18 protein-coding genes and 1 riboswitch are annotated in these 25,237 nt (G+C 68.6%); of the genes, 8 read left to right on the top strand and 10 right to left on the bottom strand.

Annotation, left to right across the window (positions count from 1 at the left end):
• Positions 1-81: 81 nt before the first annotated feature.
• Positions 82-1,557, bottom strand: coding sequence for a helix-turn-helix domain-containing protein (locus ACFFN1_RS05310; protein WP_376839305.1), 1,476 nt, complete (start codon positions 1,555-1,557; stop codon positions 82-84).
• A gap of 221 nt (positions 1,558-1,778) precedes the next feature.
• Here ACFFN1_RS05310 and aceA point away from each other — a divergent pair, with 221 nt between their 5' ends.
• Positions 1,779-3,068 carry an isocitrate lyase gene (gene aceA / locus ACFFN1_RS05305; RefSeq protein ID WP_376839302.1) on the top strand — a complete coding sequence of 430 codons (1,290 nt, stop codon included), beginning with the start codon at positions 1,779-1,781 and terminating at the stop codon, positions 3,066-3,068.
• 151 nt (positions 3,069-3,219) lie between these two features.
• Positions 3,220-4,857, top strand: coding sequence for a malate synthase A (gene aceB, locus ACFFN1_RS05300; RefSeq protein WP_376839300.1), 1,638 nt, complete (start codon positions 3,220-3,222; stop codon positions 4,855-4,857).
• 124 nt (positions 4,858-4,981) lie between these two features.
• On the opposite strand, the gene ACFFN1_RS05295 is transcribed toward aceB, so the two are convergent.
• The 5 genes from ACFFN1_RS05295 to ACFFN1_RS05275 all read right to left on the bottom strand — a co-directional run bounded on the left by ACFFN1_RS05295 (position 4,982) and on the right by ACFFN1_RS05275 (position 11,073).
• Positions 4,982-5,947: a siderophore-interacting protein gene (locus ACFFN1_RS05295; RefSeq protein WP_376839298.1), complete on the bottom strand. Its 966-nt coding sequence runs from the start codon at positions 5,945-5,947 to the stop codon at positions 4,982-4,984.
• Positions 5,944-8,127 carry an iron ABC transporter permease gene (locus ACFFN1_RS05290; RefSeq protein ID WP_376839295.1) on the bottom strand — a complete coding sequence of 728 codons (2,184 nt, stop codon included), beginning with the start codon at positions 8,125-8,127 and terminating at the stop codon, positions 5,944-5,946. Before ACFFN1_RS05290 ends, ACFFN1_RS05295 begins: the two co-directional genes overlap by 4 nt.
• Positions 8,124-9,101, bottom strand: coding sequence for an ABC transporter substrate-binding protein (locus tag ACFFN1_RS05285; protein ID WP_376839294.1), 978 nt, complete (start codon positions 9,099-9,101; stop codon positions 8,124-8,126). The genes ACFFN1_RS05290 and ACFFN1_RS05285 overlap by 4 nt, the downstream gene beginning before the upstream one ends.
• On the bottom strand, positions 9,098-9,988 hold the full coding sequence (locus tag ACFFN1_RS05280) for an ABC transporter ATP-binding protein (protein WP_376839291.1): 891 nt from the start codon (positions 9,986-9,988) through the stop codon (positions 9,098-9,100). Before ACFFN1_RS05280 ends, ACFFN1_RS05285 begins: the two co-directional genes overlap by 4 nt.
• Positions 9,989-10,239: 251 nt before the next feature.
• Positions 10,240-11,073, bottom strand: a complete 834-nt coding sequence (locus ACFFN1_RS05275) for a carbon-nitrogen hydrolase family protein (RefSeq protein WP_376839288.1) — start codon at positions 11,071-11,073, stop codon at positions 10,240-10,242.
• Between the two features lie 188 nt (positions 11,074-11,261).
• Here ACFFN1_RS05275 and ACFFN1_RS05270 point away from each other — a divergent pair, with 188 nt between their 5' ends.
• On the top strand, positions 11,262-11,651 hold the full coding sequence (locus ACFFN1_RS05270; RefSeq protein WP_376839286.1) for a universal stress protein: 390 nt from the start codon (positions 11,262-11,264) through the stop codon (positions 11,649-11,651).
• Positions 11,652-11,666: 15 nt separating this feature from the next.
• On the opposite strand, the gene ACFFN1_RS05265 is transcribed toward ACFFN1_RS05270, so the two are convergent.
• Positions 11,667-14,654, bottom strand: coding sequence for an FAD-binding and (Fe-S)-binding domain-containing protein (locus ACFFN1_RS05265; protein WP_376839284.1), 2,988 nt, complete (start codon positions 14,652-14,654; stop codon positions 11,667-11,669).
• A 346-nt stretch (positions 14,655-15,000) separates the two neighbouring features.
• On the opposite strand from ACFFN1_RS05265, the gene ACFFN1_RS05260 reads away from it, so the two are divergent.
• From ACFFN1_RS05260 to ACFFN1_RS05240, 5 genes are all read left to right on the top strand, one after another.
• Positions 15,001-15,237 (top strand): hypothetical protein, encoded by a 237-nt coding sequence (locus ACFFN1_RS05260; RefSeq protein ID WP_376839283.1) that lies wholly within the window; start codon positions 15,001-15,003, stop codon positions 15,235-15,237.
• A gap of 35 nt (positions 15,238-15,272) precedes the next feature.
• Complete coding sequence (locus tag ACFFN1_RS05255) at positions 15,273-16,265, top strand: inositol monophosphatase family protein (RefSeq protein WP_376839281.1); 993 nt, start codon at positions 15,273-15,275, stop codon at positions 16,263-16,265.
• A 146-nt stretch (positions 16,266-16,411) separates the two neighbouring features.
• The gene (locus tag ACFFN1_RS05250; RefSeq protein ID WP_376839278.1) at positions 16,412-17,164 is read left to right on the top strand and encodes an amidohydrolase; all 753 of its coding nucleotides are present in this window, start codon (positions 16,412-16,414) and stop codon (positions 17,162-17,164) included.
• Positions 17,152-18,078 carry an amidohydrolase gene (locus ACFFN1_RS05245; protein ID WP_376839276.1) on the top strand — a complete coding sequence of 309 codons (927 nt, stop codon included), beginning with the start codon at positions 17,152-17,154 and terminating at the stop codon, positions 18,076-18,078. Before ACFFN1_RS05250 ends, ACFFN1_RS05245 begins: the two co-directional genes overlap by 13 nt.
• 213 nt (positions 18,079-18,291) lie before the next feature.
• Positions 18,292-18,831 (top strand): phospholipase A2, encoded by a 540-nt coding sequence (locus ACFFN1_RS05240; RefSeq protein WP_376839274.1) that lies wholly within the window; start codon positions 18,292-18,294, stop codon positions 18,829-18,831.
• Between the two features lie 417 nt (positions 18,832-19,248).
• Here ACFFN1_RS05240 and ACFFN1_RS05235 read toward each other — a convergent pair whose 3' ends face one another.
• The 3 genes from ACFFN1_RS05235 to ACFFN1_RS05225 all read right to left on the bottom strand — a co-directional run bounded on the left by ACFFN1_RS05235 (position 19,249) and on the right by ACFFN1_RS05225 (position 24,775).
• Positions 19,249-20,217: an FkbM family methyltransferase gene (locus tag ACFFN1_RS05235; RefSeq protein ID WP_376839272.1), complete on the bottom strand. Its 969-nt coding sequence runs from the start codon at positions 20,215-20,217 to the stop codon at positions 19,249-19,251.
• 220 nt (positions 20,218-20,437) lie between these two features.
• Positions 20,438-21,832: an MBL fold metallo-hydrolase gene (locus tag ACFFN1_RS05230; RefSeq protein WP_376839270.1), complete on the bottom strand. Its 1,395-nt coding sequence runs from the start codon at positions 21,830-21,832 to the stop codon at positions 20,438-20,440.
• Positions 21,833-22,108: 276 nt separating this feature from the next.
• Entirely contained in the window at positions 22,109-24,775 is a 2,667-nt protein-coding gene (locus ACFFN1_RS05225) for a choice-of-anchor M domain-containing protein (RefSeq protein ID WP_376839268.1), read from the bottom strand.
• Positions 24,776-25,024: 249 nt separating this feature from the next.
• Positions 25,025-25,114: riboswitch (glycine riboswitch) on the top strand.
• The last annotated feature ends 123 nt before the right edge of the window (positions 25,115-25,237 follow it).

Below are 25,237 nucleotides of genomic sequence, written 5' to 3'. Positions count from 1 at the left end.
CCGAAGCTGAGGGGCACGGGTGGTCCGGCGCTGGCGAGTGCGGCTGGCCGAGCGTGCTGAGCCGGGCAGGCTCGCGGCAGCTCAGCTGGTGGCGTGCCGGTCGAGGAACTCATACACCTCGGTCGTGTCGACACCGGGGAACACACCCGGCGGCAGGGCGGCCAGCAGGGAGGCGTGCATCCGGGCAGACGGCCAGGAGGCATCGGCCCACTTCTCCTCCAGCTCATCGGGTGCCTCCCGGCAACAGCTGGGGTCAGGGCAGCGTGACTGCGAGCGCTGCGGGGTCTCGCGGCCGTCGAACCAGCGCACATGCTGGAACGGCACACCGAGGCTGACGGAGAAGTCGCCGGCGCCGGGCAGCACCCGGGCGGTGCACCAGTAGGTGCCCTTGGGGGTGTCGGTGTACTGGAAGTACGGGCTGAAGCGGTCGGAGACGGTGAACACCTGCCTGGAGGTGAACCGTTTGCACCCGTACTGGCCCTCGATCGCCCCGAGCGGGTCGGTGGGGAACGGCAGTCCGTCGTTCGAGTAGGCCTTGTGGATGGTGCCAGAGGAGTGGACCTTCATGAAGTGCACGGGCAGGCTCAGGTGCTCGGTCGCGAGGTTGGTGAACCGGTGGGCGGCGGTCTCATAACTGACGCCGAAGAAGTCGCGCAGCTCCTCCAGAGAAATCCGGCGGTTCTTCTTCGCCTCGGTGAGGAACGGCACCGCGGCCGATTCCGGCAGCAGCAGCGCAGCCGACAGATAGTTCGCCTCGACCCTTTGGGAGAGGAACTCGCCGTAGTCGTGCGGCGGGCTGTGGCCGAGGATGTGCGAGGCGAGCGCGGTGAGCAGATAGGAGCGCGGATCGTGCTCGGCCAGGTCCTGGTTCGACAGGTACAGCCGCTTGTTCTTCGTGTCCGTCACCGACCGCGTCGACTTCGGCAGGTCGGAGACGTAGTGCAGGCTGAAGCCGAGGTGCTCAGCCAGGCGAGCAGCCTGCGCCTGCCGTAGCGGGCCGTCGGTGTAGCCGATGACCGAGAGCAGCTTACCGGCGGTCTGCTCGAGACCGGCGAAGTAGTTGTGGCGGGCGCGCATGTCCTCACGCAGCTGCTTGTTCGCCCGCCTCGCCTCCTCCGGTGTGGCCGCGCGCCGGCGCACCAGCTGGCTGAGCTGGCGCTGCAGCCCGACGATCGCCTCCAGCGCATCCTGCGGCAGCGACTTCGCCCGCACCTGCGGCAGCTGCAGGGAGGTGTACAGGGGAGAGGACTGGGCGCGCTCCAGCTCCAGCTCCAGGGCGCTGCGCTCATCGACCGGCTCCGGATCGAGCAGCGCATCGGTGGTCGTATCGAGCGCGGCAGCCAGCGCAGAGAGCATCGACAGCGAGGGCTCGCGCTTGCCGTTCTCGATCGTCGAGATCTGCGAGGCGGCGCGATCGACCCGCCGCCCGAGCTCATCGAGGGTGAGCTTCTTGCGGCGCCGGTAGTGGCGGACCTTCTGGCCGATGCTCAGCGCATCGGCTGCGCGGCCGGCACCCGGATCCGAGGCCTCGGCTGGGTTCGGTGGGGTGATGCTCATGCCCCACATTGTGGCACAGGGCACAGAAAAGCACGCAGAACGCCCATAATTCTGCTGTGCAGAAGATCGTCGAATCTTCTGTTGAATTTCCCTCGATTTCCCTCCTGCGGTGGCACCAGACTGGTGAGCACACCAGAAGAAACCGGCCACCGCCTCGGCGGCGGCCAGACGGAACGATACGCACAGCGCCGGAAGCGGCGCGGCCCGCAACAGGAGGAATCATGGCACCGGAGAATCAGCAGAACCTGCACGACGTCGACGCGCTGCGCCGCGAATGGGCCTCGAGCCCCCGCTGGCAGGGCATCGCCCGCGACTACAGCCCTGAGGATGTCATCAAGCTGCGCGGCTCCGTCATCGAAGAGCACACTCTCGCCCGCCGCGGCGCCGAACGGCTGTGGGACCTCATCCACACCGAGGACTTCGTCAACGCCCTCGGCGCGCTCACCGGCAACCAGGCCGTGCAGCAGGTCAAGGCCGGCCTCAAGGCCATCTACCTCTCCGGCTGGCAGGTCGCCGCCGATGCGAACCTCGCCGGCCAGACCTACCCGGACCAGTCGATCTACCCGGCCAACTCGGTGCCGGCGGTCGTGCGCCGCATCAACAACGCACTCATGCGCGCCGACCAGATTGAGCGCTCCGAAGGCAGCTCCAGTGTCGAGGACTGGCTTGCGCCGATCGTCGCCGATGCTGAGGCCGGCTTCGGCGGGGCGCTCAACGTCTACGAGCTCATGCGCGGCATGATCGCCGCCGGTGCCGCCGGCGTGCACTTCGAGGACCAGCTCGGCTCGGAGAAGAAGTGCGGCCACCTCGGCGGCAAGGTGCTCGTGCCCACCGCACAGCACATCCGCACCCTCAACGCCGCTCGCCTGGCCGCCGATGTCGAGAACGTCCCGACCCTCGTCGTCGCCCGCACCGACGCGGAGGCCGCGACCCTCATGACGACCGACATCGACGAACGCGACCAGAAGTACCTCACCGGTGAGCGTTCGGCCGAGGGCTACTACAAGGTCACCAACGGTATCGAGCCCTGCATCGACCGCGGCCTGGCCTTCGCCCCGTACTCCGACCTGCTGTGGATGGAGACCTCCACGCCGGACCTTGAGGTCGCCAAGCGCTTCGCCGAGGCGATCAAGAGCGAGTACCCGGATCAGATGCTGGCCTACAACTGCTCGCCGTCCTTCAACTGGAAGGCGCACCTGGACGAGGACACGATCGCGAAGTTCCAGCGTGAGCTCGGCGCCATGGGCTACAAGTTCCAGTTCATCACCCTGGCCGGCTTCCACGCCCTGAACTACTCGATGTTCGATCTGGCCCACGGCTACGCCCGCGAGCAGATGAAGGCCTACGTCGAGCTGCAGGAGCGCGAGTTCGGCAGCGAGGACCGCGGCTACACCGCCACCAAGCACCAGCGCGAGGTGGGCACCGGCTACTTCGACCTCGTCTCCACCGCCATCAACCCGGAGTCCTCGACCACCGCCCTGAAGGACTCGACCGAAGCCGCGCAGTTCTGACCCCACAGACCCGGTCTGCCCCGAGCAGATCTGCTGCGCCGCCGGCCGGAGGAATCCGGCCGGCGCCCCCAGACTCGTCCGTCTCCGGCCCTGACGTTTGAAGGGGTTCCGTCAGGGCCGGGGCCGGACGGACACCAAGGAGAGAATTCCCATGTCACACATGATGATCACCGGCCCCATGCAGCGCGGCTACGAGGCTGTGCTCACGCAGGAGGCTCTCGATTTCGTCGCCGCGCTGCACGACCGCTTCCACAGCAGCCGCCGCGAGGTGCTCGCCGCCCGCGACGTCCGCCGCGCCGCCATCGACCGCGGCCGGATGCCGGAGTTCAAGGCCGAGACGCGGGAGATTCGCGAGGATCCCACTTGGCAGGTCGCCGGCCACCGCGGCGCCCCGGGGCTCGAGGACCGCCGCGTGGAGATCACCGGCCCGGCCTCGGCGCAGATGGCCATCAACGCGCTGAACTCCGAGGCCAAGGTGTGGCTCGCCGACCTCGAAGACGCCACCAGCCCCACCTGGGACAACATCGTCACCAGCATCGGGAATCTCAGCCGGGCCGTGCGCGGCACCCTCGCATTCACCAATGAGGACACCGGCAAGCACTACCAGATGACCAATCCGCACCCGCCGACGATGGTCGTGCGCCCGCGCGGCTGGCACCTGCCGGAGAAGCACCTGCGCTACGTCGACGACCACGGCTCCGACACCTCGGCTGCGGCCGCGCTCGTGGACTTCGGCCTGTTCTTCTTCCACAACGCCCAGGAGCTCATCGACTCCGGCCGCGGCCCCTACTTCTACCTCGCCAAGCTCGAAGCCGCCCGCGAGGCGAAGCTGTGGGATGAGGTCTTCAGCTTCGCGGAGGACTACCTCGGCATCGGCCACGGCACGATCCGCGCGACCGTGCTCATCGAGACGATCACCGCGGCCTTCCAGATGGAGGAGATCCTCTACGAGCTGCGCGATCACTGCGCCGGTCTCAACGCCGGCCGCTGGGACTACATCTTCTCGATGATCAAGAACTTCCGCCGCCACCGCGAGTTCGTGCTGCCGGACCGCGCGCAGGTGTCGATGACGTTGCCGTTCATGCGCGCCTACACCGAACACCTCGTCAAGGTCTGCCACAAGCGCGGGGCCCATGCGATCGGCGGGATGAGCGCCTTCATCCCCAACCGCCGCCAGCCGGAGATCACCGAGAACGCCTTCGCCCAGGTCAGGGCCGATAAGGACCGCGAGGCCGCCGATGGCTTCGACGGCTCGTGGGTCGCCCACCCGGATCTCATTCCGGTCGCCCGGGAGTCCTTCGACGCGGTGCTAGGCGAGCGGCCCCACCAGCTCGACCGCCGGCGCGAGGACGTCGAGACCACCGCCGCTGATCTGCTGTCGATGGAGGGCCTCGACATGGCGCCGACCGAGGCCGGGGTGCGCGCCAACATCCGCGTGGGGCTCGGCTACCTCAACGCCTGGCTCTCCGGCACCGGTGCGGCTGCGCTCAACAACCTCATGGAGGATGCCGCGACCGCTGAGATCTCGCGTTCGCAGATCTGGCAGTGGGTCCACCACGGCGTCATCCTCGATGACGGGCGCACGATCACCCGCCGGCTCATCGAGCGCTTCATGGCTGAGGAGCTCGCGACGATCCGCCGGCATCCGGCCGATCACTACTGCGATGCTGTGCAGATCTTCCGCGAGACCGCCCTTGACGACGAGCTGCCGGACTTCCTCACCACCCCGGCGTACACGCAGTTCCTCGTCCACCGCCACGCCCGCGACTACGGGCATATCGCCGCCTGAGTGCGGCCTGCAGCCGCCCCGGTCTGAGCGCTGAGCGTTCCGGCCGGGGCGGCTGTCGCCCGGCCCGAGGCGGTGCTCGCCCCTTCCGAGGCGGTGCTCGCCCCTTCCGAGGCGGCGGCTGGGTTCAGTTCCCGGAGACCCCGGGCTTCCAATAGCCCATGAACGAGCACTGCCGTTTGTCGAAGCCGTGCTCGCGCAGCAGGATCCGCCGCACCTGCTTCACCGTCGGCGCATCGGCTGCCACCCAGGCATACAGCGCCCCGGACGCCACGGACTCCTCCCACAGCAGCGCCTCGTCGCTGTCGGCTTCGGCCTCCTCCGCTCCCGAGGCGCCGGTTGCCATCCGTGCCGCGCCAGCTGCCGCCTCGGCGCCGGCTGCCGGAAGCGCAGCCGCCGGAAGCGCTGCTGCCCAGTCAGCGACGGCCGCACACAGCTGCTCCCCACGCGCGACGGTGGTGCCGTCGGCCCGCTCGCGCGGCAGCCACGTGAGGGCATCGCCGGACCGCCGGTCGAGGTCGAGGATGTCGCGCTGGGTGGGCACCTCGATGAAGGCCTGCAGGCGGGCCGTGCTCCCAGCACGCTGCTCGAAGGCATTGGCGATCGCCGGCACAGCGGTCTCATCGCCGATGAGCAGCACCTGCTCGGCGGCACCGGGCCGATAGGCCAGGCCGACGCTGTCATGGCCGGCGACCCGCGCATCGGGCCCGACGAGGATGACCTCCGCGCCGAGCGGAGCCTCGATCGCGAAGCGGCTGGCGGGGCTGGCAGTGCCGTGGGTGACGAAGTCGACGACGACCCGGCCGGCGGACTGGTCGACGGCGCGGACCGTATAGGTTCGGATCTGCGGACGCTTATCCGCCGGCTCCGCACGCCACCACGACAGCCAGTCAGCGGCAGCCATGATGGTGGCACGCTGTGCGGCATCGGTGAGGACGATCTTCATCCGCTGGTCGAGGCGGGTGGCGCCGAATGTCCGCAGCGCCGCATCGGCGAAGGTCAGCCTGGTGAAGTGCGGGCTGAGCTCGGTGCGCTCGACGAGGGTGGCGGGGAAGGCCGTGTAGGGGTTCTGGGGTTGGGCGGTGGTCGTCATGTGCGATGCATCCTCCACAGGGTCCAGATGAAGTACGGGCAGCCGATGACGGCGGTGATGAGGCCGGCCGGGATCTGCGCGGGCGCGATGACGGTGCGGCCGAGCGCATCGGCGACGGTGAGCAGCAGGGCGCCGAGCAGTCCGGACAGCGGCAGCAGGAAACGGTGCGTGCGGCCGATGAGCGCCCGGGCGGCGTGTGGGGCGACGAGCCCGAGGAAGGCGATCGTGCCGACGCAGATCGTCGCCGCGGCGACGAGGACGAGGGCGCATGCGACGAGCATGCCGCGCGAGCGGCCGACGTCGACGCCGAGCAACCGCGGGGTGGTGTCGTCGATCTGCATGAGGTCGAGGTCCCGGGCGGTGGCGGCGAGCACGATCCCGGCGGCGACGAGGGCGATGACCATCGGCAGGCACTGCGCGAAGGTCGCCCCATAGGTCGAACCGCCGAGCCAGGTGAGCGCCTTGGCCTGGTTCCACGGGTCCGTGCGCACAAGCAGCAGGGTCGTGAGGGCGGTGGCCACAGCCGAGATGGCGATGCCGGCGAGCACCATCGCCGCATGGCTGGTGCCGGCGCGCCCGGACAGGCCGACGACGATGCAGCCGGAGATCCCTGCGCCGGCCAGGGCGCCGAGCAGGATCATCGAGAAGTCCGCGGAGCCGGAGACGATGACCGTCACCGCGCCGAGCGCTGCCGCAGCGGAGATGCCGAGCACGCCGGGATCTGCCAGCGCATTGCGGGTCACTCCCTGCAGGATCGCCCCGGCGACTGCCAGGCAGATGCCGCCGAGCACCGCGGCGGCCACGCGCGGCACCCGGGCTTCGAGGACGATCTGGATGCGGACGCTGGCCTGCTGGGTGAGCCAGTTGACGACATCGCCGCCGAGCAGCATCGTGTCGCCGACCAGCACCGCACCGCCGATCGCGGCGGCCAGCAGTGCGCCGACGGTGAGGATGAGCAGCCAGGGGTGCCGCAGCCCGAAGGCGGTGCCGGCCCGCAGGGTGACGAGGGAGTCGGCATCGAAGCCGGAGCGGGCCGACCAGGCCAGTGCGGCGAGGAAGACAGCGCCGATGATCGAGGTGATGACGCCGGTGGGGATCGACACGCTGTCGCTGGCGCCGAAGACTGCGCGCAGAGCCACATCGGCGCCGATGATGAGCAGCGCGCCGAGCAGGCTGGAGGCGGTGATGAGGATGCGCTGCCGGCTGAGCATGGGGAAGAAGGGGGTGAGCAGGCGGGTGAGTGCTGGGGCGCAGAGGCCGACGAAGCCGATCGGCCCGGTGATGGTGACTGCAGCGGCGGTGCAGATGACGGCGATGATGAGGAAGATCGTCTGCCACAGCCGCACCCGCACGCCCAGGCTGGCGGCCGCATCATCGCCGAGCTGCAGCACATCGAGCCGCCGGCCGAAAATCAGCATCGCGGCGAAGCCGCAGGCGAGCACCGGCAGCAGGGAGGTGACCCCGTCGATGCCGGTCTGGCTGAGATTGCCGGCACCCCAGGCGAAGAGCCCCTGGGTCTGCCAGGAGAAGAGGAGCAGCAGCATCGAGGTGATGGCCCCGAGGCCGAGTGCGATGACTGAACCGGTGAGCACGAGCCGGATGGGGGAGCTGCCGGGCCCCGTCGAGATCGCCAGGACGAGAGCAGCTGCGGCCAGCCCGCCGGCGAAGGCCACCGCCGCACCGGAGATGAACGGCAGGCTGATGCCGAAGGCCGACACCAGAGTGAGAGCGAAGAACGCTCCGGCGTTGACCCCGAGGGTATCCGGTGAGGCCAGGGAGTTGCGGGTGATCGACTGCAGCATCCCGCCGGCCAGGCCGAGTGCGGCACCGACCGACAGCCCGGCCAGCAGCCGCGGCAGCCGGGAGTCGAGGACGACTGCTGCCGCAGCATCGCCCTCGGCACGGCCGAAGACGAAGGCCCACACCTCGGCGGCGGACAATTGCGAGGTGCCCTGCGTCAGATGCAGGACGCTCAGTAGCACGAGCAGCCCGGCGGCCGGGATGAGGAGCAGGCCCAGCCGCAGCGCCGCCCGGCCCGGCCGCGCCAGCTGCGCTGGTGTTGGCTGTCGGCCGGGTGCGTCCTGCTGTGCTGGTGTTTCCTGCTGGCCGGGAGCGCTTGGCTGGCCCGGTGTTGCCGTCGTTTCCGGCAGCACCGTGGCGCGCTCGCGGGTGCTGGTCACTTTTGTGTGATGGTGTCGGCGACGTTCTCGGCGAATGCCCCGAGTGAGACTGTGCCGCCGTAGATCCAGATGCCGTCCCCGGCCGCGGCGGCGTTGCCGGCCGTGACGAACGGCAGGCCGGTCCACACGGAGTTCTTCTCCAACGTGCTGATCGGGCTGTCCTGGGTCGGGTCGTCCCAGTAGAGGAACTGCGTGTCATCCGGCAGCTCCCGCAGCCCTTCGACATCGGTCGTGGAGATCCCGTACTCCTCGTCATCGCGCTTCGACCACGCATCGGTCAGGCCGATCGCAGAGCCGACGGCTGAGGGGGCCGAGCCGGGACCGTGCATCCGGAAGGTCAGCGAGTTCGCCTCCGCGAGCGGGTAGACGAACACCATCGGCGCACCCTCCAGGCCGGCTTCGGCGACCTTCGCCTTCGCATCGGCGAGCGTCTGCTCGAAGTCCTCATCGAGTTGCGCTGCCTCGTCCTCCTTGCCGAGCAGGGTGGCGACATCGTGCTGATTGCTCTTCACCAGTTCGAAGAGGTCATCGGTCGTCGCCGAGGTGAAGACGGCCACCGGTGCGATGCGCTCCATCTGCTCCATCGCGTCCTCCGGGATGGAGGAGACATCGGCGAGGATGAGGTCCGGTTCGAGACCGGCGATCGCATCGACACTCGGCTCGGTGCGCACACCGACATCCGTCGGATCGCCGGAGAGCTTCATGCTGGCGCCCCACTGCCCGTAGCCTTCCGGATCGGCAACACCGATCGGGTCGACGCCGAGGGCGGCGACGTACTCAGTCACCGACCATTCGAGGGTGACGACGCGCTCAGCGGGCGCATCGAGCGTGACCTCCTTGCCGCGCGAATCGGTGATCGACACCGGGCCGCCTGCCGCGTGAGTCTCAGCCGACCTCGGATCGTCGGTGGTGCCGCAGCCGGCGAGGGCCAGGGAGGAGATGAGCGCAGTGAGCGCCAGGGTGCGCAGCTTCATGGTGTTCCTTCTGTCGTCGGTGCCCCAGCGCTGGTGCTGGGGCGGGAGCGCCGGGATGGCGAGGCGCTGCTTCCGCTGTCGGAGCGGCGCAGCGGCCGGGGCTGAACGCTGATGCGACCGGATGCGTGGTCGGGTGCAGAGGTGATCTCAATGTCATAGACGCGGCTGAGCAGCGGCCCGTCGAGCACCTCGGCCGGGGCTCCTGCGGCGACAGCGCGCCCGCCGGAGAGCAGCACGATGTGGTCGGCGACGGCTGCGGCGTGGTTGAGATCGTGCAGGACGACGCCGATGCTGACGCCGTGGTCATGGGCGAGGCTGTCGAGAAGCTCCAGCAGCTCCACCTGATGTTTGAGGTCGAGGTGGTTGGTCGGCTCATCGAGCAGCAGCACCTCGGTGTCCTGGGCCAGGCACGAGGCGAGCCAGACGCGCTGCAGCTGCCCGCCGGAAAGTTCGTGCACGGCGGTATCAGCTACTGCCGCGACGCCGGTGAGCTCCATGGCACGCTCGACCACCGCCTGCCCGTCTCGGTCGCCGGTGCGGAACCGGCCTTGGTGCGGGTGGCGGCCGAGGGCGACGGCGGAGCGCACCGGCATCCCCTGCGGGACGGGGCGCGACTGTGCGAGCATGGTGAGCCGGCGCGCCAATGCCCTGGAGGGAAGTTCGGCGACATCGGTGCCGTCGGAGAACTCGACTGTGCCGGCGCTGAGCGGCTGGAGGCGGGCGAGCCCGCGCAGCAGCGTCGACTTGCCGGAGCCGTTGGGGCCGACAAGGGCTGTGATGCTGCCGGGTGTGAGGTCGACGGTCACATCGGTGATGACATCGCCGCGGGAGTACCCGAGGTGCAGATTGCGGCCATGGAGACCGGGCCGAGAAGGCGTCGTGATCACTCGAGTAAGTTAGGTCTTACTAAAAAAGGATGTCAACACTTCCAAAGTGTGAGGTGCGGCACGAGGGCAGGTTCGGGCGGTTGCTCGCGTGGTGGTTCTGGTGGTGGCTTGCGTGGTGACTCGGGAGGTGGCGCGGGCGCAAAAGGAAACGGCACCTGCAGATCACTGCAGATGCCGTTTCCGGCCGGGCCTGCCCCGGCTATGTCGGGCCGGGCCTGCCCCGGCTGTGTCAGCCCGGGGTCAGCCCCGTCTCAGGCGCGGGTGACTGCGTGCTCGGCCTCCAGGCGCGAGTTCTCCAGCACGGGGATCCGTGTGCGGGTGGCGGCCACCGCGTCGATGTCGAGCTCGGCGACGAGCAGCTCGGTGTCCTTGCCAGCCTGGGCGACGATGCTGCCGTTCGGAGCGCTGATGTAGGAGTGGCCCACGCCGGCCGGCGCCTTCGGGTGCACCTCGACGCCGGTGACCTGCGGGTCGGCCTGGTCGCAGGCGAGCACAAAGCTCGTCGAATCGAGCGCGCGGGCCCGGCCGAGCAGCTCCCACTGTTCGATCTTGCCCTCACCGGCACCCCAGGACGCCGAAACGATGATCACCTCGGCCCCGGAGCGCGCCAGCGCCGTGTACAGGGCGGGGAAGCGGATGTCATAGCAGATCGTCAGACCCACCGTGACGCCGTCGATGGCGACCGTCGCCAGCCCCTCACCGGGGGTGACGTCATCGGATTCCCGGTGGCCGAAGGCGTCGAAGAGGTGGATCTTGTCGTAGTGCGCCTCAACGCGCTCGCCGGCGGAGTCGACGCCGGTGAGGAACAGGGTATTGATGACCCGGCCATCAGCACCGGGGCGGAACATCCCGACCGCGGTGACGAGCCCGGCTTTTGCGGTGAGCTCCCGCAGCCGCTGGGCGAAGGGCCCGTCGAGCTCCTCGGCATTGTCCGCGAGCTTCGCGCCGAAGGGAACCATCGTCGCCTCCGGGAAGACGACGAGGCGAACACCCTGGTCAGCGGCCTGCTGCAGCTGGGAGCCGATGAGCTCCAGATTGGCGTTCTTATCAGGGGTCGTATTGATCTGGGCGATGGCGACCTTCATATGGCTCCTTCTCAGAGGCGGTGCGGCATGGCTGCCGCGCCGGCCGGGCAGGCGTCACTGCCAGATTAGGGTGAAGGAACAGGGGAATCCAGTGCGCAGGCAGCTCCAGTGCGCTGCCCCGCCGGACCGCCCCTGCGAGGCGGTGGACCCGCCCCGAACCTGTGGATCCTGCCCCATATACTGAGGCTATGACGATCCTCATCGGTTACCTGCCCGCGCCGGAAGGCGAAGCCGCACTCGAGACCGCATTCGCTGAGGCGAAGCTGCGCAACACTGACGTCATCGTGATCAACTCCCCGCGCCGTGGCACCGCCGACAGTGTCACCGCCATCCACCAGAAGGACACCGAGCGCATCCTCGCCCAGGCCGCCGACTGCGGTGTCAGCGCCCGGGTCGAGCAGCCGGCGCACGAGGACGATCTCGTGCAGACGCTCAACGAATGGGCAGAGAAGGAGAACGCCGACCTCATCGTCATCGGCCTGCGCAAGCGCAGCGCGATCGGCAAGTTCATCCTCGGCTCACAGGCGCAGCGCATCCTGCTCGAAGCCGAGGTCCCGGTCCTCACCGTCAAGGCCTGAGGCTCCCGCAGAGCTTCAGCGCCGGGGCGGGGCCTGCATCGCCTCTGCGTGCCAGTTCGGCGACAGGTGCGTGGCGAGCAGCTCGGCAAGATGCACGCCCGCGTGCTCGGTGAGGTCGCTGATCTGTGTGCGGCATGAGTAGCCGTCTGCCAGGACGATCGTCTGCGGATCAGCGGTGCGCAGCGCCGGCAGCAGCGCGACTTCGCCGACGGCTTGTGACACCTCGTAGTGGCCGTCGGTGACGCCGAAGTTGCCGGCGAGCCCGCAGCAGCCGCCGAGCACCTCGATCGTCATCCCGGCGCGCGTCATGAGTTCGCGGTCGGCGGCGAATCCCATGACGGCATTGTGGTGGCAGTGCGGCTGGACGATGGCGGTGGTGCCGCTGAGATCGGGCAGCTCCGCACCAGCGCCGAGGAGGAACTCCGCCAGCGTCTGCACCCGGCCGGCGACGCGGCCGGCGGCCTCGGTGCCGAGCAGGCGTTCGGCATCATCCCGCAGCGTGGCCGCGCATGAGGGTTCGACGACGATGATCGGCACCTCGGGCGGTGCATCCGTTCCCGAGGCGGTGCTCACCTCGGCAGCGGTGGCGTCGAGGGCCGCGATGGTCGAGTGCAGCCGGGTGCGGGCGGTGTCGAGCTGGCCGGTGGAGATCCACGTGAGCCCGCAGCATTCGGTGGTGGGGGTGACGTGGACGTCGACGCCGGTGCGGCGCAGCACCTCGACGGTGGCGGCCAGGATGCGGGGAGCGAAGAAGTTCGACCAGGTGTCGGCGAAGAGCACGACGCGCTCCGGCAGACCGGCATGCCGGCCGCCGTGCTCGCGGGCCGGCAGGGTGCGGTTGTGGCCGGTGCGCTGTGCGAACCAGCGGGTGAAGGGCAGGTGCGTGAACGTCGGGATGTTCCGGCGGGTGTCGATATTGGCGGTCTTCTTCGCCAGCTTTCCCAGCGGCGGCAGGCGCTGGGGGAGATTGGCCAGAGCGGCGATGGGTGAGGCGAGCTTGGCCAGGTCGGGCAGCCAGCCGAGCACATAGTGGTCCAGCGGACGCACGCGGCCGCGGTAGCTCTGGTTTAGCACCTCGGCCTTGTAGGTCGCCATATCGGTGCCGGTGGGGCACTCGGATCCGCAGGCCTTGCATGACAGGCACAGATCGAGGGCCTCATGGACCTCTGGTGACCGCCAGCCGCCGTCGACGAGCCGGCCGTCGACCATCTCCTGCAGCACGCGGGCCCGTCCGCGAGTCGAGTGCTTCTCGTCCTTCGTCGCCTGATACGACGGGCACATCACCGCTCCCGAGGCGGCGGCATCGGCCCGGCATTTGCCCACCCCGGTGCAGCGGTGGACGGCAGTGGCGAAGTCGCCGGAGTCCGAGGCGAAGGAGAAGCCGAGCTGCCGGCGGGCCGGTGGCATGTCCCCGGGCCTGATCGATGCCAGGCGGATGCGCTCATCGAGTGGATCGGGGTCGACGATGATCCCGGGATTCAGCAGCCCGCGCGGGTCGAAGAGGTGCTTGACGGCGGCGAACAGGCGCATCGCCTCAGGCGAGTACATGCTCGCCAGGAGCTCTCCGCGGGCACGGCCGTCACCGTGCTCACCGGAGACCGAACCGCCGTAGGCGGCCACGAGCTCGGCAGCAGCGAACATGAAGTCGCGCATCACCTGCCGCCCACCATCGGCATCCAGCGGGAAGTCCACGCGCATGTGCAGGCAGCCATCACCGAAGTGCCCGTAGGGCAGCGCCCACAGGCCGTGCTCCTCCAGCAGGCTCATGAGATCGCGCAGATAGTCACCCAGCTTCTCCGGCGGGACCGCGGAGTCCTCCCACCCGGCATGGCAGTCCCGCCCATCCGGGGTGCGCGAGACCAGGCCCGCGCCATCAGCGCGGATCTTCCAGATCGGACCGGACTCCTCCCCGGGCAGCACCATCGCATCATCGGCATGGGAGGCCTCGATGAGCTCAGCGGCCTGCCGCTCCAGTGCTGCGGGATCGTCACCGGCGAGCTCGACGAGCATCCAGCCCCCGCCGGCGGGCATCGGCGGGACGGCTCCCGGGCCCTTCTCCTCGATGAGCCGGTCGACCATCCGCCGGTCCATCCCCTCACAGGCGGTGACCGGGAACTGCGAGAGCACCGGCACATCATCAGCGGCGGTGGGCATATCCGCATAGCCGAGCACCACCGCAGTGACATGCGCCGGATCGGCCACCAGCCGCATCTTCGCCGCCAGCACCACACCCCAGGTGCCCTCGGAGCCGGCGAAAGCACGCCGGGCATCACAGCCGTTCTCCGGCAGCAGGTGCTCAAGCCCGTACCCGGAGACCTGCCGGGAGAAGGTCCCCAGCTGCGTGCGGATGAGCCCGAGGTGGTTGTTCACCAGCTCCTGCAGCCGCGGGAAGACATCGCCGTCGTCACCGGTGAGCGTGACGACCGAACCATCGATGAGCATGACACGCAGCGCAAGGATGTTGTCGACGGTGCGCCCATAGCCCATCGCTCGCGGCCCGCAGGCGTTGTTGCCGATCATCCCACCGATCGTGCACCGCGAATGCGTCGAGGGATCTGGGCCGAACCGCAGCCCGTAAGGCTTGACCGCCGCCTGCAGCTGGGCATGCACCACCCCTGGCTCCACCCAGGCCGCACGCTGCCCGGCATCGATGTCGAGGATCCGGTTCATGTGCACAGAGAAGTCCAGCACGATGCCCGGCCCGATCGCATTGCCCGCCAGCGTCGTCCCGGCCCCACGCGAGGTGACCGGCACCCCGAGGCGTCGTGCGACACTCAGCGCATCACCCACCTCGGCGGCGGTGCGCGGGAAGACGACAGCAGCCGGAACCACACGGAAGAGCGAACCGTCAGAGGAGTACGCGGCCCGCTCGACGGCCGCGGTGCGCACATCGGCGATGCCCGCCTCGCGCAGGGCGGCGCGGACCTCGCTCACGCGCGCGGCAGACGGCTCGGAATCAGAGGTCTCGCGGGGGAGTGCAGCGGCAGGTGCGTCGGCGTCCATGGCCTCATTGTGCCAGGCGGCAGCGGGAGTGGATTGAAATCTATATCATGCATGTGTCTCACCCGTCGAATCCGGGTGGCACCGAACCCCCAGTGTGACTATACTCCCTGTTCAACAATATTTCGATGTTCTCTCGGGCCGCAGTCGGGCCGGGCGAACACACAGCAACACGCGCGCGGGTCCCCTCCCGCAGGCCGGTCTCTGCGCCCCGACGGGCAGCTGGCGGTCACTGATGCAGCACTGAAGTGGGTAGAATAGAACCATGTCACGCCGACCTCGGGCACTGACGGCCGAACAGAAAGCCGTCGTTCAGGCGGTACGCCGGATTGCGAAACAGCGCCAACGCGTGAATTCCAACTACGTATCGGCGATCCTCAGAGCCCGGGAAGAGGGCGTCACCTACGCGGCGATCGCCGCGGCGGCCGGCACCTCCTCCCAGGCAGTCCAGGAGATCATCCGCCGGCACTCGTCCCGCCAGGCCGAACACCCCTCCAGCCTCTCCTCCGCCGGTGACATCGCAGCCGTCGCCAGCCCCAAAGTGGAAGACGACAAGGACAACCTCAACGGTCCGACCCTGCTGTGAGGCAGTGCGGTGCTGTGAGGCAGTACGGTGGAGGCGTGGACTCCGCCGATATCCTCGCCGACCCCCTGCTCGCCCTCTGCCGCGACGCCGCCCACATCGCCACCGCCCGGATGCGGCACTGGCGCCGGCAGCTCAGCGCCGCCGACGTCGAGGCCAAGGGCGAGCGCAACAACCTCGTCACCGCCGCCGACGCTGAGATCGAGGCGCTCGTGCGCTGGTACCTGGCCACCCGGCGTCCCGGTGACGCGATGATCGGGGAGGAGGATGCCGCAGCCCTGCCCGTGACCGGGGTGGCAGGCGGTGAGCAGATCGCCGCCGGCCTGTGCGTCCCACCGGCGGACGGTGCGGCTGCCGGGCCGCAGTCTTTGGACTGGCATGTCGACCCGATCGACGGGACTGTGAACTTCGTGCGCGGCATCGAGGACTACTCCTTCTCCATCGGGGTCCGGACCCCAGACCCAGGTGACCCCGATGCTGCTGATCCGGACACGTGGCTCGCCGGGCTCGTCGCCGGCCCGGAGCTCGGGAAGGTGTTCCTCGCCCGCCGCGGCCGGGGTGCCTGGATGTTCGCAGGACAGGTCAGCGATCTGCAGGCGATCAGCGGCGACTCCGGTGGGCAGCCCGCCCCCGAGGTGCCGCTCACCCGCCTGCGGGGCCGCAGGCCCGGCCAGCGCGGCCGGCTCGTGGCCACCGGATTCGGCTACGGGCGCGCTCAGCGCGATCAGCAGTTCGCGGTGCTGCCTGAGATCATGGAGCACTTCGATGACATGCGCCGGGCCGGCTCTGCTGCGATCGACCTGTGCCAGGCCGCCGCGGGCCGGGTCGATGTCTACTATGAGCGCCGGCTGGGCCTGTACGACTATGCCGCCGGTGCCCTCATCGCCGAGGAGGCCGGCCTGCACGTGTACCGCCCCTCCCACCACCACGGCACCGGTGACGGGAGCGATCTGTGCATCGCCGCCGGCAGCCTGGAGGACCTCGAGCGCATCGCGGCCATCCACCGCCGGCAGCGCGCTGCCCAGCACTGAAAACACTGCCCAGCCCCGAGAACACTGCCCAGCCCCGAGAACCGGTGCGTCCTCACCGACCGGCGGCGGGCCTGGAGTACCGTGAGCAGTGACGGCCGGCAGGCCCGCCCGCCCGGCCAGCCCTGACCGACGGAATCTGGAGACCCGTGCCCACACTCCTCACCGGTGCCAATGTGCACACGTTCGACCCGGCCCACCCCCATGCCACCGGCATCCTCATCGATGCAGGCCGCATCGCCGCGGTCGGTGACGCTGCGCAGCTGCGCGCCACCACCTCGGGCGCGGACATCATCGACTGCCGCGGCCAGACCGTGCTGCCCGGCCTCGTCGACGCCCACATCCACGCCACGATGTACGCCGACTCACTCGCCGAGGTCGACCTGCGCCAGGTGCGCAGCCTGCCCGACGCGGTCGAGGCGGTGCGCGCCCACGCCGCATCCCTGCCGCCGGGCGTGTGGGTCACCGGTGGACGCTGGGACTGCAACACGTGGCAGACGCCGGGCCAGCCCGACCGGGAGCTGCTCGATGCCGCCCTGCCGGACCGGCCGGTGGCGCTGTGGTCGATCGACTACCACACGCTGTGGTGTAACGGCGCGGCTCTGCGCGCAGCCGGGATCGACGAGCACACGCCCAGCCCGCGCGGCGGCGAGATCGTCCGCGACGCCGACGGGCAGGCGACCGGCATCCTGCGCGAGGACGCCGCGACCATCGTCGAACGCCTCGTGCCCGCCCCGCCGATCGAGATGCGCATGCAGCGGATGCGCGCCGCCCAGCAGCAGTGGCTGTCCGAGGGCCTGACCGGCATCCACGACATCGACGGGCAGTCTCGTCGGGCACCTGGGCGGCCCTGCGCGAACAGGGGATCGGCGCCGGCGGCGGGCAGCTCATGCGGGTGGTGAAGTACCTGCGCCTCGACGAGCTCGACTGGGCCAAGGGGATCGCCTGGCGCACCGGCGACGGAGATGCGTGGTTCACCCGCGGTGGGCTCAAGCTGTTCTCCGACGGGGCGCTGGGATCCCAGACCTCGTACATGTCGAGCCCGTATCCGGGCACCTGCGATCACTACGGGATGGAGATCGCCAGCGAAGACGTGCTGTGCGAGCAGATCACCGATGCGCTCATGTCCGGACTGTCGCTGGCCATCCACGCGATCGGCGACCAGGCCAACCACCACGTGCTCTCCGCCTTCGCCCGCACCCGTTCGATCTCCCGCGAGGCTGAGCGGATCTACTCGCGGCGCCTGCGCCACCGCATCGAGCACGTGCAGTTCGTCCAGCCCGATGACATCGCCCGCTACGCTGAGCTCGGCATCGTCGCCTCGATGCAGCCGCGGCACTGCATCTCCGATCTGCATCTGCTGGAGGCGCTCAGACCCGATCCGCAGCTGGCCGCCTACGCCTGGGGCGAGATGGCTGCTGCCGGGGTGCCGGTGGCCTTCGGCTCCGATGGGCCGGTCGAGCCCTCCAACCCGTGGGCGGCGATCTACGCGGCGATGACCCGGGCCGACATCAGCGGCGACCCGTCCACCACCTTCCAGCCGCACCGGCGGATCAGCGCCTATGCCGCCATCGAAGCCCATACCGCCGGTGCCGCCTACGCCGCCGGGCGGGAGAAACAGTCCGGGCGGATCATGCCGGGCATGGACGCCGACCTCATCGTCGTCGACACCGACCCGATCACCGGGCACGCCGGCTCCGACGGCGTGACCGGAAGGTGCGAGTCCGAGGAGGCGCTGTTCGAGCACGCCTGCGCGGTGCGGGATCTGCACGTCGACCTCAGCATCGTCGCTGGCGAGGTCGCCTTCGCACGGTGACGCAGAGCCGCGCCTGGCCAGGTCGATGACAATAGCTCCTGGTGTGGGGGCGGAGATGCCCCACGCGTCAGCCACGGCGGTCATCGAGTCTGGTCGGAGGCTTCCGCTTCAGTCTGGCTGGAGGATAGCACGAAGGGAGATGCGGAAACAGTAGGAGACCCGCTGTTTCTGTGCTACCGTTTTGCGAACCAATGCTGCGCAGTAAGAAGTATCATGAGAGTAAGCAGAATCCGTGGAGCCCTTGCCTCGGCATCGATGATCGCAGCAATGCTCTCTGGGATCGGAATAGCAGTTCCCGCGCAAGCGCAGATCCCAGTAGTAGAGGTGGGGTCTGCAACGGTGGATGAGCGTGACCTATCTGAAGCCGAGGCCCTTATTCTTTTGCAGAAGGCGCTTCGTGAACAAGGGTATGAGGGCGACGTGACAGAAGAGGCGCTTCGCCGTGAATCTGAAACTACTGGAATCGAGTCCGCGAAAGTGAATGGGTGTTCGACTCCAAAGGTGACTGAGCGTCTAACAAAGAAATGGGATCGAGTCTTCCGGCCGGCGTGTAACAAACACGATGTCTGTTATTCGAAGAACTCGCGCACCCCGCGGAAAACATGTGATTGGCGTTTCCGGGAAGATATGTACAAGATCTGCAAGGGGCGCTCTAAAGACGGGAATGCGTGCCGTCGAGCAGCCAGTACGTATTACTATGCTGTTCGGGCGTTTGGAAAGAACTATTACAAAGGGAAAGGAAGCAACGCGTGATGCCGAAAAGTAGGGGGGCGCGAATCGCCTTTTCCATCGTTCTTGCAGCAGCTGGAGTTCTCTTGCTCACGAGCATCGGAGTGACGATCTGGTCGCAGTCCGGTGAGGAGGGCTGGGTAGCTAAGGCAGTTATCGCCTTCATGTCCTGGGTCGTTTCTGTGCCCGTGGTGCTCGCTGCCTGCATTTGGACACTTGTGTTGTGGTTCCGGGACCGGGACAGCGGCCACCGGGAAACGCCAGCTGTTGAGCCTGAGGGTTCAGCTCACCGGAATTAGGCACTGTCCTCTATCGGGACATAGTTGACAGATGTCTTGGGGCATCGTTGACAACGAGGAAGGCTCTCAGGTCGCGGTGCGCGATCTGCAGGTCGACCTCAGCCCCGTCGCCGGCGAGGTCGCCTTCGCCCGCTGAGCCGGGTCAGTCCCGCACCGGCACGCCGGCGGAGGCGAGCTCCTGCCGGGCGGCGGGGGAGAAGAACCAGTCGCGGTAGTCGGGATCCGGCACGATCCGCTGCCGGTGCTCCAGCATCCCAGCGCGGACGAGATAGAACTGATAGCCGTGCGGGGCCAGCAGCGCTTCGAGCTCGCGCGGCTGCGCGCGGGCGGGCAGCACCTCGCACAGGATCTCCGGCCGGTGGGCGGCCAGCAGCTGCTGGCCGAAGCCGAACACGGTGTTCTCCGCACCCTCGACATCGACCTTGAGCAGCACCCGATCGTCTGGTTCGAACTGCTCGCTGAACCCATCGAGGCTGCGGCAGGACACCTCGATCCCGGCGGAGAACTCCATGTCGACCGAATAGAACGACGGCAGCGCCGAACCGCCGTCCCCGCATGGCACGCTGAGCACGACATCCGGGTCGCCGACCCCGATCCGGTGCAGCGTGATCTGCTCACCGGCATCGTTGCGCTCGATGTTCGCCGCACACGCATCGGCGACCGCGGGCACCATCTCGAAGGCGTGGATCCGCAGGCCGGGGTGTGCCGCTGCCAGGGCGAGGGAGAAGATGCCGGTGTAGGCGCCGATGTCGAGGAACACGTCGGCGCCAGTGGCGCGGGTGGCCATCAGGTCGACGGCGAAGGCATCGGAAGCCGAGGGGCGGCGGCCCTTGCCCCAGTACATCTCCTTGGCGATCTCGCAGCGGTCCGGGCGCAGCAGCACGAACTCTGCGCCAGCGTCCGGGGCAGGTGAGCCGATCACCTGGACGCGCCCGGTCACCTCGGCGAGGTGGGCCGGAGCCGGCAGGCGGCCGACGGTGATGCCCGGCAGGCGGGTGGCGGGTCGCAGCAGCGGGTGGATGAGAGGGCTGGCGAGCGCGCGCTTGGCCGCAGGCTTGAGACCGAACCACTGCTGGCGTCGGCCGAGGTAGGTGCGCCGGTAGTCACCCATGGGTGTCAGCTCCTGGTGCTGGATCCTGGTCCCGCCAGTCTATCGACTCCCCGGTCCCGGTGACAGGTGCGCCCCGGCCCCGGAGACAGGTGCGCCACCGCGCCCGAGGCGGAGACGGCGACAGCCTCCCGGCGCACCGTGGGTGCGGGGAGGCTGTCGTTGTCGTGGCCTCACCTGAGCTGCTCAGGTGACGGCGGGCCGATCAGGCAGTGGCAGAGCGTCAGGCGGTGGCCGAGCGCTTCCAGTTCGACCAGCCTTCGAAGCTGCCGTCGATCTCGATGACCTCGTAGCCGGCGCGGCGCAGCGCCTGGGCGGCGACGGAGTTGCGCATCCCGGTCTGGCAGTAGGTCACGATCGTGCCGTCCGCGGGCAGCTCGTCGAGGTTCCACAGCAGGCGGCCGACGTTGAGCTGCGCGGAGCCGGGGATGTGGCCCTCGGCGTGCTCGGTCTTGTTGCGCACATCGAGCAGCAGGTCGTAGTCGGTGTGGTCGAGCTCGGCGGGGGAGATGACCTCTGGCTTGTAGTCGGCGAGGGTGTCGAGCGAGGTGATGTAGCCGGAGACGTCGTCGATGCCGACGCGCACGAGGTGATCCCAGATGCGCTGAGCTTCAGCGGCATCAGGTGCCAGCAGCACGATCGGGGTCGACTCCGCCTCGGGGTTGTATGACCAGGCGCCGTAGGTCGCCGGCTTGTTCGCCGGGATGCTGAGCGCGCCCTTGACGGTGCCCTCGCGGACCTCATCGGGTGAGCGGGTGTCGGCGATGACGATCCTGCCGGCCTCGAAGTCCTTGCTGACCTGTGCGAGGTCGAGCTCGGTCAGCGGCTGGCGTCCGCCCATCACCTTGGGGCCGTCGCGGTTCTCCCGCTTCATCCGCCCGAAGTAGGCGTGCGCGTCCGGCTGGCCGTCGAGCAGCTCATCGACGAAGCCCTGCTCGTCATCGTTCTTCAGATGTTTGGCCCACCAGGCGAAGGCCTTCTCGTAGCCGACCGTCGACGTCGGCACGGCGCCGAGCGCCTTGCCGCAGGCCGAGCCGGAGCCGTGCGCCGGCAGCACCTGGATGTAGTCCGGCAGCGGCATGAACTTCTCCTTCAGGCTGCGGAAGAGGTCCTTCGCGCCCTGGAAGCGGGTGTCGACGCCGCCGGCTGCCTCGTCGAGCAGGTCGGGCCGGCCGAGGTCGCCGACGAAGACGAAGTCGCCGGAGAGCAGGAAGCCGGGCTCATCGGTGAAGCCGCCGTCGGTGAGCAGGAAGCTCAGGTGCTCCGGGGTGTGGCCGGGGGTGTGGACGGCCTCGAGGGTGAGGTTGCCGACGGTGATGGTGTCGCCGTCGTACAGGCGCTCGGCCTCGAAGCCGTACTGCCAGTCCTGGCCGCCTTCGCCGGAGACGTACATCTTCGCGCCGGTGGCCTCGGCCAGTTCGCGGGTGCCGGAGAGGTAGTCGGCGTGGATGTGGGTTTCGGTCACGGCCTTGATCGTCATGTTGTTCTTCTCGGCGTAGTCCTGGAAGAACTCGACGTCGCGGCGGCCGTCGACGACGATCGCCTCCCCGGTGGCCTGGCAGCCGATGAAGTAGGCGGCCTGCGCCAGGTCCTCGTCGTAGATCCGTTCGATGAGCATGTGTCCTCCTCGTCCGTCCCGCTGCACGGGCCGGAGGTTGATCACGGTTTCGCTTTCCTGTGCCACAACAATGATACCCCCAGAGGTATTCCCGGATGTGCTGCGGAGGGGGGCCGCAGGGCTGTGGCCGCGTGGCCGGTTGCCCTCAGTGTATCGACGCCGGAGGGGTAATGACCAGACATTTGCGGCGGCCGGATGAATGCATCTCGGCCGGCAGAAGCGTCTGCTCCTGCCGGCCGAGAATCCGGTCATGCCGCGGTGATCACTGCCGCGGCATCACCGCCTGCGGCGTCGGGCGGCGAGAAGGAGTGCGCCGCCGGCGCCGAGCAGCGGAAGGGCCAGCCCGAGGGCCATGAGGCTGCCGCCGGTGCGCGGCAGCGCACCGATGGAGTCACCACCCGCCGAACCGCCGGCCTTCGCATCGCCGTTGGAACCGGAACCGGATCCGCCGTTGCCGGAGCCGTCACGATCCGAATCGTCACCGTCCGGGCCCGAGGTCTCGGTCGCCTTGGGCGACTCAGACGGGTCGGCGGTGTCGGTCGGCTCGGCGCTCTGGCTCGGATCCGCCGTGGGCTTAGTGCTCTCGGTCGGCTCCGCCGTCGGTTCGGGCGACGGCGTCTCCGTCTCGGTTCCGGCACCCAGGCACTTCTCGATCGCTGCCTTGCCGACGTGCACGTGCAGCGTCTGCTTCTCACCGGTCAGCTTCTTGCCGTCTGCTCCCGTTGCCGAGGCCTGGAAGGTCAGCTCGTAGGCGCCGGGCTTGGTGAACACCCACATCGGGTGGGCGTGGGTGGCGAAGGTGACCGGGAATGAGGTCTTGTCCGTGCCCGACTGCAGGCGCAGCTCCGGCTTGCCGCCGAAGCCCGATCCCTGCTCCGCGAGCGCGAAGTGCGCGCCCTCCGGCGTCTTCGCATCCGTTAGCGACAGCGTCACTGGGCCCTTGAGCTTGGCGAAGTCGATCTCCTGGGTGTTGTATCCAGGCCACAGCAGCCCGCGTTTCTGCACGAACGGCAGCGCATAGTAGATATCGCCCTGCTTGCCGAGGAAGTCGAAGGCCGGATCGGCCTGATCGGCTCCGCGCTTGCCCACACCGGAGTCGCGCACGCCGAAGGCGACGTCGGAGACCGCGTGCTCAGTCGGCTTGCCCGAGGTGTGGATGCCGGAGTCGTCATGCATCTTCAGCTCGATGCCGGATCCGGCTTGGCGCATCTTCAGATCGACATGCCCGTCATCGAGCAGCTTCCGCCCGTCGGTGCACACCGGCGGGATCGTCGGATCCTCGGTCGGCGAGGCGGTCGGTGATGCCGTCGGTGAGGCGGTCGGCGGCGCTGTCGGGGAACCTGTCGGCTCAGCCGTCGGAGAGCCCGTTGGGCTCGGTGAGGGGGAGAGGTGCTTGTCCGGTGTCAGCTCACCGGAGTGCGTGATGCCCTTCTCCTTGGTGTACGGTGTGTCGAGCTTCATCGTCGCACCTTCGGCGCGGACCTGTGCGTGCGGGATGATCGTGATGTTCGGGGTGTATCCGGCATCGGGCTTGCCGATGAGCCAGTCGTCCTCGTTGTGCTCCCACACGCCGTTGACGAGCGTGCCCTGGAACTCCTCGGTCGGGTACTTGGAGTCTGGCGTCTCCATCATCCCGCCGGTGACATAGCCGCGGAAGCTCTTGTCATGCATCTCGACGCGGGCCTTGTAGGTGCCGTTGCCGTTGTCGGTCAGCGAGAACTCGTAGCCGAGGTCGTCAAGCGTGATGTCATCGGTGTTCAGCCGCGTATTGGCTGGGTCGTTGACCTTGCCCATGAGCTCAGCCGAACCCTGCGCGGAATCCACCTGGGTGCTCTGCTGACCCGGACCGTAGCCGAGCTTCGGTGAGATCCACTTGCCCGGCTTGCTCCCATCGGGGGTGAAGACGACCTGGAAGTCCGAGGTGCGCGGGCCGATGTGCTCATCCCACGTCCCAACGCCCTTCTCCACGCGCATATCGGTCAGGTGGTAGCCGTTGATGAGCACGGTCGCCGTGCCCGTGACCGAGGCGTCGCCAGCGTCGAAGGTCAGCGTCGTGAGCTTGTCGTCGCCGTCCTTGGCCTTGTCCGCCTTGGGTGCGGCGGTGAAGGTGTAGGTGCCGGGCACCGGTCCATCCGGGGCCGAGGCGTAACGGTCCTCTAGACTCGGGCTCGCCTCGGCGGCCGGTTCCTGTCCACCGACCTGCCAGCGGAACTTCGTGTCCTTCGAGGCGATGATCTTCCCGGACGTGTCGTCGCGGGCCACAGCCCGGTAGGTGATGTCGTAGGTGCCCGGACGGGAGAATGTCGTCGTGTTGTGGGTGTGGTCGCCGCCGACGAGGCGGGCCGAACGCAGGCCGTTCTCCGAGGAGGACATCAGCCGGTTGACGAACACCTTCTCCGGATACTCGTAGGTGGTGAACAGCTCGAAGGTGCCCGGCCCGTCGACGTCGAGGACATCGAGGCTGAAGGAGGCGTTGCGGAACTGCTTGGCCGGGATCCCGGCCTCGGAACCGAACCCGATCCACGTCGGCAGGTGGTTGCCCTCCGGCAGGATGGGCGCCTGATAGAAGGTCTCACCGGGCTTGCCGAGGAACTCCAGGCCTGGCTTGTTCGGCACCGTGAACTGGTACTGGGACTTGCCGCTGCGGGCACTCCACCCCTTGCCGACCCAGTTGACGGTCGTTCGCGCCTCATAGGCCTTCGAACCGACCTTCGTCTTGAGGTCGAAGCCGTTCGCCTCGGAATCCCAGTACACCTGGGGGCTGTCGATATGCGCGCGAGCGGCGACCTTCATGCCGTCGCTCGGCCCGGCGTGAGCCGGATCGGCCGTCAGCGGCAGGGTTGCTGCGGCCGGGCTGATGAGGGCGGCTGCCACCAGCGCCGCCGCGGCGACCCGGAGTCGCCTGGAGGGCGCACGGAGCGTGCGCGTGAGAGGAATTCGCATGATCTGCTTTCTGGCTCGAAGCCTGGCGCTCTGCCAGGCTCAGCTCGGCTGCGCCGCGTCGGCGCGGCCAGAGTATGAAGAGTATGAGCTGAAAGGTATCGGCTCAGCTCACCTATGGTCATGTCGTCATATGCCGATGGATACATGGACGCGTGATGCGCATGAGGCGGGGTCCCCGGCGGGGTGTCCGGTCTCACAGGAGCTCCTGTGAGACCGCCGCCGAGACGTGTAGACTCGTGGGAGCCGCGACGACATGCTTCGGGAGAGCCGCCCTCAGGCGGCGCCGTAGGTGCAATTCCCTCCCCGGGAAACTCTCAGGCCCAGTACCGGAGCATGCAGGCACCTCTGGAGGACTACCAGCAGGCGGGCAACCGCCTCACCGGCACAGGTTTCGCACCCGCGCAGGTCTGACAGAGTGGGGAGGAACTCCCGGTACTCGTGTGTTCGTCACCGCGACGGACC

Source organism: Brevibacterium otitidis (assembly GCF_042429315.1).
GTDB classification, from domain to species: Bacteria; Actinomycetota; Actinomycetes; order Actinomycetales; family Brevibacteriaceae; genus Brevibacterium; species Brevibacterium otitidis.
Note: the sequence above shows the minus strand (reverse complement) of the source record. Positions and strands in the feature narration are given on the sequence as shown.